3 protein-coding genes and 2 pseudogenes are annotated in these 7665 nt (G+C 42.1%); 3 read left to right on the forward strand and 2 right to left on the reverse strand.

Annotation, left to right across the window (positions count from 1 at the left end; genetic code table 11):
- Positions 1–310: 310 nt before the first annotated feature.
- Positions 311–4291 (reverse strand): YSIRK-type signal peptide-containing protein, encoded by a 3981-nt coding sequence (locus CP366_RS09945; protein ID WP_098043584.1) that lies wholly within the window; start codon positions 4289–4291, stop codon positions 311–313.
- 109 nt (positions 4292–4400) lie between these two features.
- Here CP366_RS09945 and CP366_RS09950 point away from each other — a divergent pair, with 109 nt between their 5' ends.
- Positions 4401–5279, forward strand: coding sequence for an IS982 family transposase (locus tag CP366_RS09950; RefSeq protein WP_089145668.1), 879 nt, complete (start codon positions 4401–4403; stop codon positions 5277–5279).
- A 5-nt stretch (positions 5280–5284) separates the two neighbouring features.
- Here CP366_RS09950 and CP366_RS09955 read toward each other — a convergent pair.
- A pseudogene (locus CP366_RS09955) lies at positions 5285–5368 on the reverse strand (helix-turn-helix domain-containing protein); the annotation flags it as partial.
- Positions 5369–5668: 300 nt separating this feature from the next.
- Here CP366_RS09955 and CP366_RS11165 point away from each other — a divergent pair.
- Together CP366_RS11165 and CP366_RS09960 are read left to right on the forward strand one after the other, a co-directional pair.
- Positions 5669–5761: pseudogene (locus CP366_RS11165) on the forward strand (YSIRK-type signal peptide-containing protein); the annotation flags it as partial.
- A 15-nt stretch (positions 5762–5776) separates the two neighbouring features.
- On the forward strand, positions 5777–7665 hold a 1889-nt coding region (locus CP366_RS09960; RefSeq protein ID WP_233197986.1), incomplete at its 3' end, for a DUF1542 domain-containing protein.

The following is a 7665-nucleotide window of genomic DNA, read 5'->3' on the forward strand; positions in this document are numbered from 1 at the left end:
AGATCCAGAAGAATTGTAAATAAAAGAACTTAAATAACCGTCTCAGTATAACAGTAACTGGGACGGTTTTTAAGTACACTATTTTATTTGACGCTTACTCATGATTCGGGAATTATCAAAAAAGAGAACTAGACCAATAGCTAAAGTAGCTTAGTCTAGTTCTCTAAATTCTCTTCATCCTTACCGATTAACAAAGAGTCTAATTTACCAACAAAAAAAGGACTGCTTACAATAAATACTAAGTAGTCCTTTTCATAGTTTAGACGAATCGAATACAGCACTTAAATATTGGGAAAGAAAATTATGTTATCTAGTTGCGTTTCTTCTTCAATCCGCCTAAACCAAGCATTGCCAGTAAGCCAGCTAAACCTAATCCAGCTACAGCCGCATCATTCTTAGTATTACCTGTTTGTGGTAATGCTTGCTTGTTGTTTTGACTGTTGTCACCATTACCGTTGTTAGTAACATTAGTGTTTACGGTCTCGTCACTATTACCGTTTTGGGTACCATTATTGATACCATTGTTATTACCGTTATTACCTGGGTTAGTATTGTGGTTACCATTATCACCAGGGTTAGTGTTATGGTTGCCGTCATCGCCAGGGGTGGTATTGTTACCATTGTTGCCGGAGTTCTTGTAAGTTACTTCTACAGTTACGTCAGCTGTATCAGCAGTTACGTTTTCTTCAGCAACTTCCTTAGCAGCATTACCATCAACATATGAGATAAAGCCGTCGAGTTGTGGAACATTAAATTGACCCCAATCCTTAGCCGAATCAGTTGCTAATGTCCAGTTACCATAGGAAATAACCTCATCAGTAACTTCATCTATGGTCTTAGTCCGGTTGAAGTTAACCTGCTGTGTTGTAGTATCAACCATTCTATCTGGGTTGTTAACCTTGATTGTCCGAGTTACGGTCTTGAACATATCAGCATATACAGGATCGCTTGGATTTACACCTGGATCATTTGGCTTGATATCCTTAGTAGCGTGAACAAGATTAATAGTAATTGTCTCGTTTGCGTTTGGCATCATGACACTAGTTGGTAAGGTTTGACCTTCAGCAAGCTTGTAGCCTTCTGGGGTAGTAAGATTTACCTTTTGATCAGTACCAGGCTGACCAGTGACAGTAACATCATGACCCTCAACTGGCTTCTTGTCAGTCTCATCGTAGAACGTGTACGTTACTGTAGTATCTTCAGTTGGTGTTGGCTTGATATCCTTAGTAGCGTGAACAAGATTAATAGTAATTGTCTCGTTTGCGTTTGGCATCATGACACTAGTTGGTAAGGTTTGACCTTCAGCAAGCTTGTAGCCTTCTGGGGTAGTAAGATTTACCTTTTGATCAGTACCAGGCTGACCAGTGACAGTAACATCATGACCCTCAACTGGCTTCTTGTCAGTCTCATCGTAGAACGTGTACGTTACTGTAGTATCTTCAGTTGGTGTTGGCTTGATATCCTTAGTAGCGTGAACAAGATTAATAGTAATTGTCTCGTTTGCGTTTGGCATCATGACACTAGTTGGTAAGGTTTGACCTTCAGCAAGCTTGTAGCCTTCTGGGGTAGTAAGATTTACCTTTTGATCAGTACCAGGCTGACCAGTGACAGTAACATCATGACCCTCAACTGGCTTCTTGTCAGTCTCATCGTAGAACGTGTACGTTACTGTAGTATCTTCAGTTGGTGTGACATGATCAAGCCGATAAATTGCTTCTTTTAACTTATTTTGGGAATACATTAGGTTATAGTAATCCCCCAAGTCCTTAAAGTTCGTCACGTTTGTCAGCTGCGGCTTTAAGTTTTTCAAGGCCTGATCAAAGGCCGCTTGTCTAGGTTGACTAGCTTCAGTGTACCGCGGAGTAGTCTTGATATTTTCGGCCCCATCGACTAAATCATAAATCCCCTTAATAATCGTTCCTGGGGTGCTCTTACTACCAATCGTCCGCATCCAACTAGAAAGTGAATCAGATAAGTTACTCCGGTAAATATTAACATTGGCTTGCCCATCAATTGGAAGATTGGACCAATCTAAAACCAATTTATTAGTCTGTGGATCTCGTTTACTTAAGTCAGTATAAAGGGTACTTAAATCCTTTACTAAGGTACCCGTACTTGAATCAAATGGTGCTACCGCCCTCGTATACGTATCTAGCAGACTGTTGTATTGATAACCATATTCCTCATAATTAGCTGGGTCCAAGGCACTAATATCATTTTTCAAAGTCTTGGCGGCATCATTTAAGGCTGCTAGCCTTGTTTTGTATGCTTCTTCATATGCGGTTGGACTATCTTGTGGTGGGGTTACCGTTTGGTCTGTTGGGTTATACTTCCAAGCGTTAACGAAGTCATCACTAGTAACATAGCTCAAAAAATCCTTAACCTTAGTTGTATAATCCGTAACTTCCTTGCTTAATTCCTCCAATGGAACCGTCCGCACATAATTATTGGTAACCGTTAACGTTCCCGTTTTCGCATCAAATAAACGGGTTTGAGTTAAGGTATACCCTTTAATTTTTGGCGCCGTTACACCAGTATCTTTCGCAATATCTTCCGGAGTATATTCATCCGCCATTAAATTCTTGCCATCGGCCGTTTTAGCGGGCGCAGTTTGGTTAGCATCAAGGTATACGACTTGCGTTCCAACCTTTGGAACAATGACATTTACGGAATATTGGTGGGTAAAGGTATCACCAGTATTCACTACCGCGCTAGAATACGTGTCACTAATATTTTTATACTGATCGTAGGGATTCTCTACGGTATAGATAACCCCATTTACTCCTTCAACCTCATTAGTAATCTTTTGATACCCAATAGTAATTTCCCGCTCGGGCATCGTAACATTTTCTAAGCCCTTGGTATCAAATTTATCCTCCACCTGGACGGTAATATTCTTATATTCTCGAACCTTAGATATTTCCTCACCGGTAAGGTGACCGTAGTAATAAGATGAACCTCCTTGAAACGTCCCAAAGGCCGTAATTACCCCCGAAAAAGTCTGTTTAGCCTTAATATCAGGATTGGAAATCGCATCGAACGAAACCGTATAAGTCCCGGCCTGCGTATTATTCCATGCCCCCCAAGACTTCCACATATATGCTTGGGTAAAGTCAGCCTGATTATATTGACCATTGGTGGAAGGATTGCTATCAGCATTCATCGTGATCGACTCAGCAAACATCCCCATCCCGTTACCTTGCCGTTGCACCTCACGCTGTCCCCAATATGAAACCCGAGGTGAAGTCCCATCCCAACCGGGAACATCATTGAAAAAGTGATTATGAACTTGGGTTGCATTATCCGCATACTTCATATTACTAATTAAGAGGGATTGATCATGGCTATAATTAGCATCCCTTCTAGCTTGACTCCAAGCATTTGACCACGCACCATAGTCCGAATAAAAGACTTTACTGAGCGAGTGCCCTTGCGCATCATAAAGTTTGCCATGATCGATTAGGAACTCTTTATCTAGAACTTTAGCATCACTCGTCTTACCATCCTTAAAGTTGTCCGCATTATTTAAGTAGTAATACGTCTTAAAATTAATATTTCCGACAATGGTTAAATCCTTAGATAACGCGAATCCCATCCGGGCATTGGACATTTTGTAATCTCGATTACCATCACCGTTATAAAAACGACTCGTTGGCAAAAAGGTGATTTCATAGTGCTTTAAGTTAGGATTATTAGCGTCCTGGGTTACGACAACCGAAATTGTCTTATTCGGGCCAAATTCATTTGTACTATAGCCGGCCCAAGTATTAAAGTCATCATAAACTGGTGTACCACTTAGATCCACCGTTTCCTTTGAAATCGAACCGATTGAAGCACGATCTTGTCCACTAACCGGCGGAACCGGTGTGGCATCCTTAAGACCGACAGCACTGCTAGGGATATTTTGATCTACCTTATCATCAACTGGATTAACTGGAGCTCCCCCGGGTGTGGCATCCTTAAGACCGACAGCACTGCTAGGGATATTTTGCTCTACATTATCATCAACTGGATTAACTGGAGCTCCCCCGGGTGTGGCATCCTTAGGACCGACAGCACTGCTAGGGATCTTTTGCTCTACATTATCATCAACTGGAGCTTCACTAGCGGTCGATGCTTGATTGGGCCCCCCGCTTGCGGCGTGGGCCACGCTGGTAGCCCCGAAGTACAGAGAAGTCGACAGTAACACTGACACGACCCCCACTGAAAGCTTACGCAAGCCAAAATGTTGGACTTGGCGTTGCGCTGCCAATTGCTGCTGAAGTTTTTGATTTGCTTTGGAAATTCTCATATGTCATTTCTCCTTGTAGTTAAATTACGCGATTTGCTAGTTCGTAACATTTAACAAAAAAAGTCTAACAAGGTTAGACTCAAAGTAGACTAAAAAAGGAGTCTTTGCCTTGTTAAGTTACTTTAAGTCTAGTTATGATCGCCATGATTTTCAAGCGGTTTTTGCCCACACTTGTTCTGAATTACAACAGTTGATGCAAGATTTTGTCCCACGAAAATTTATGGAATGGCGCAATATTGAACACGTCAAACTATCTGACGCTGAGATAATGGCCCTAATGCTCCTCAAAACGCAATATCATGTTTCAACTTGGACGGCCTTTTACGATTTAGTGCAAGCTACGATCCCTTCGTTACCCTTGTTGGAGTATTCCCGCCTAATCCGTCGGATTAACCAGGTCACACCAGTTTTTCAAGCAATTCGCCGAGGATTGCTAACATGGACTACGCCTTCCCAAACAGCCATTATCGATAGTTATCCGCTCCCGCTTTGTCAAGGGGTTCGTAATGCTCGAGCTCGCTTGTTTGCTGGGATTGCTAACATTGGCTATAACGCTACGAAACAGCTGTACTTCTATGGTTTGAAAGTTCACATGATCGTAGAACCTAGCGGCCTGATTCTCGATTATGAAGTGACACCAGCGTCAATCCATGACGTTAAGGCTGCTCCAGAATTGCTTCAAAACTGCCCTTGTCCACAAATTCTAGCTGACGTCGGCTACGTCGGTAAAGACTTACGAAGTAAGGTTAAGCAACAGGGTCACGACATCTGGACGCCGTATCGTTCAAATATGAAAGGTGCAAAACAGCATAATCGGTCAGCCCGTAAGCGGACGCGTCGCCTTATTGAGACTGCATTTGCTAAATTGAAACTCTTGGGAAGCGAACAGACTTATGCTCGTAGTTTGGTGGGATTGCAAGCACAGATCGAGGCACTTGTCATGACGAATAATCTAGCAAAATTTGGAATGTTACAAACTAGCAATTGACGTTTAGCGATATATCGCAAGGAACGTCCTTCATTATGAAGCGTTTCAATGACAACGCGGTTCTGGAATGATAAAATAGTGGTGCCCATTAAGGTCCTTCTTTCTAATGGAATGTTGAGGTAACACCATTAAAGACCTTGATGGGTTTTTCTGTCCACTTAAATGTTCAACTTAAATTTTACAATCTGCCTTTTTGTTATGTTTTGATAGTTGACAATCGATTGATTACTAAGTAGGATTTTAGTAACATCAAGTGACGAACACCAGCTTACGCGGGGAGCAGCTTGGTGATGCGACCGCTGCGGCGGGCCCACGCGTTGAACAATCACGTGTGAGGCGGGGTTGTCAGCTTAAAATCACGGATAAATTGAGGAGGAAACAAAGTAATGATGCGCAGAAAAGCGAGTGGTAATCGGGAACAGCAACGGTTTAGCCTCCGGAAAGTTTCCGGCCACCTTACGTCAGTCTTAATTGGGGTCACGATTTTTGGGGGCTTAATGTTGGAGACTCCGAAGGTCCACGCGGAGGTCAACCAATCGGCCAGTGCCAGTGATGCCAACGCTATAACTAGCCCAGCCAGTGCGGTTACTAGCACAACGGATGATCAAGCGACCAGCAGTGCCAGTGATGCCAACGCTATAACTAGCCCAGCCAGTGCGGTTACTAGCACAACGGATGATCAAGCGACCAGCAGTGCCAACACCTCAGCAACGTCAGCCACTAAGTCAGCACTTAAGGATGTAGAGCACGAAACAACAACTACGACACCGGACTTCAGTCACCCGACAACGACCAGCACCTCAACGGCAGTTCACACTCGCACTAAGAGAAGCTTAGCAATGAAGTTGGTGTCGATTACGGAAGATACGCATATGCCAGCGGCCAAAGGAAATAAAGCTGAAATTTATACTGGTGTAAATACCCCAGCAAGTGTTCCTAATGACAAAGTAAAAGTTACAGTAAAAGTAACTATTAAAGGGTATCAAAATCATACTTTTTCTTTTGATGACCCTTTAACATATGAAATGCGAGCCGTCTCGGATTCGGACCCATTAGTACTTAAAGCTGGGGGTTATAGTACCCCTTGGCCATCAACCTTCTATATTCTTAGTCCAAAAAGTGATAAAACTTATTCACAAATTGTTCTTGGTCAAGATATTCGATTAATAAACAGTAATATTAATAGCGATTATAGAGCTTATGTAACAAATGTAACTTATGAAAATGATACTGACATTAACAATGGGGTTAAGTTCATTACCATTGAAGTAGCTAAAAAGCCTAAATTAACCGAGGCTGCTCACGCAGGATATGTCTTTAGAAAAGGCGATCCAGTTGACAATACGGCGACAAACTATATTAGTAATAATAAGGAGTTGCCAGCTACGGTGGTAATGACAACACCGTTTGACACGTCTGTTGCTGGGGATAGGCAAGCAACTGTTACTGAAAATTATCCTGGTGGAGAAAATTCGTGGGAAACTGATTATGTAGTTCCGGAACGTTTAACGATTCAGTATCAAGTTACAGATGCTAAAGCATTATGGGATAAGATGCAAGAGGTGGGTCAATCCGATGCCTTTAAATATGCAAGTGCGGATAAGAAAGCTGAGTATCAAGAACTTTTAACAAAAGCCAAAAATGTATATGAGAATCATCAGTCAACGCAAAAAGAGATAAATAATGCTTTGCAAGCTTTAACTGATAATGAGAAAAGTTTAGATGGGCTTGCCAATAATGCCATCGATCAAGCTGCTCAGAAGAAGAACGCTGCAATCGATGCTTCAAACTTAACTGCTGAAGAAAAGGATGCTTTGAAGAAGCAAGTTTCTGATGAAGTTAAAACAGCTAAGGCTGCAATTGATGGTGCCACTAAAGACGCTGATGTTGAATCAGCTAAGAACACTGGTGTTGAAACGATTAACAACATGCCTACTACTTCAGCAACTAAATCAGCTGCTAAGGATGCCATTGATCAAGCTGCTAAGACTAAGGACGCTGCAATCGATGCTTCAAACTTAACTGCTGAAGAAAAGGATGCTTTGAAGAAGCAAGTTTCTGATGAAGTTAAAACAGCTAAGGCTGCAATTGATGGTGCCACTAAAGACGCTGATGTTGAATCAGCTAAGAACACTGGTGTTGAAACGATTAACAACATGCCTACTACTTCAGCAACTAAATCAGCTGCTAAGGATGCCATTGATCAAGCTGCTAAGACTAAGGACGCTGCAATCGATGCTTCAAACTTAACTGCTGAAGAAAAGGATGCTTTGAAGAAGCAAGTTTCTGATGAAGTTAAAACAGCTAAGGCTGCAATTGATGGTGCCACTAAAGACGCTGATGTTGAATCAGCTAAGAACACTGGTGTTGAAACGATTAACAACAT

Origin of the sequence: Lactobacillus sp. UMNPBX15 (assembly GCF_002553785.1) — a bacterium.
GTDB classification, from domain to species: Bacteria; Bacillota; Bacilli; order Lactobacillales; family Lactobacillaceae; genus Lactobacillus; species Lactobacillus crispatus.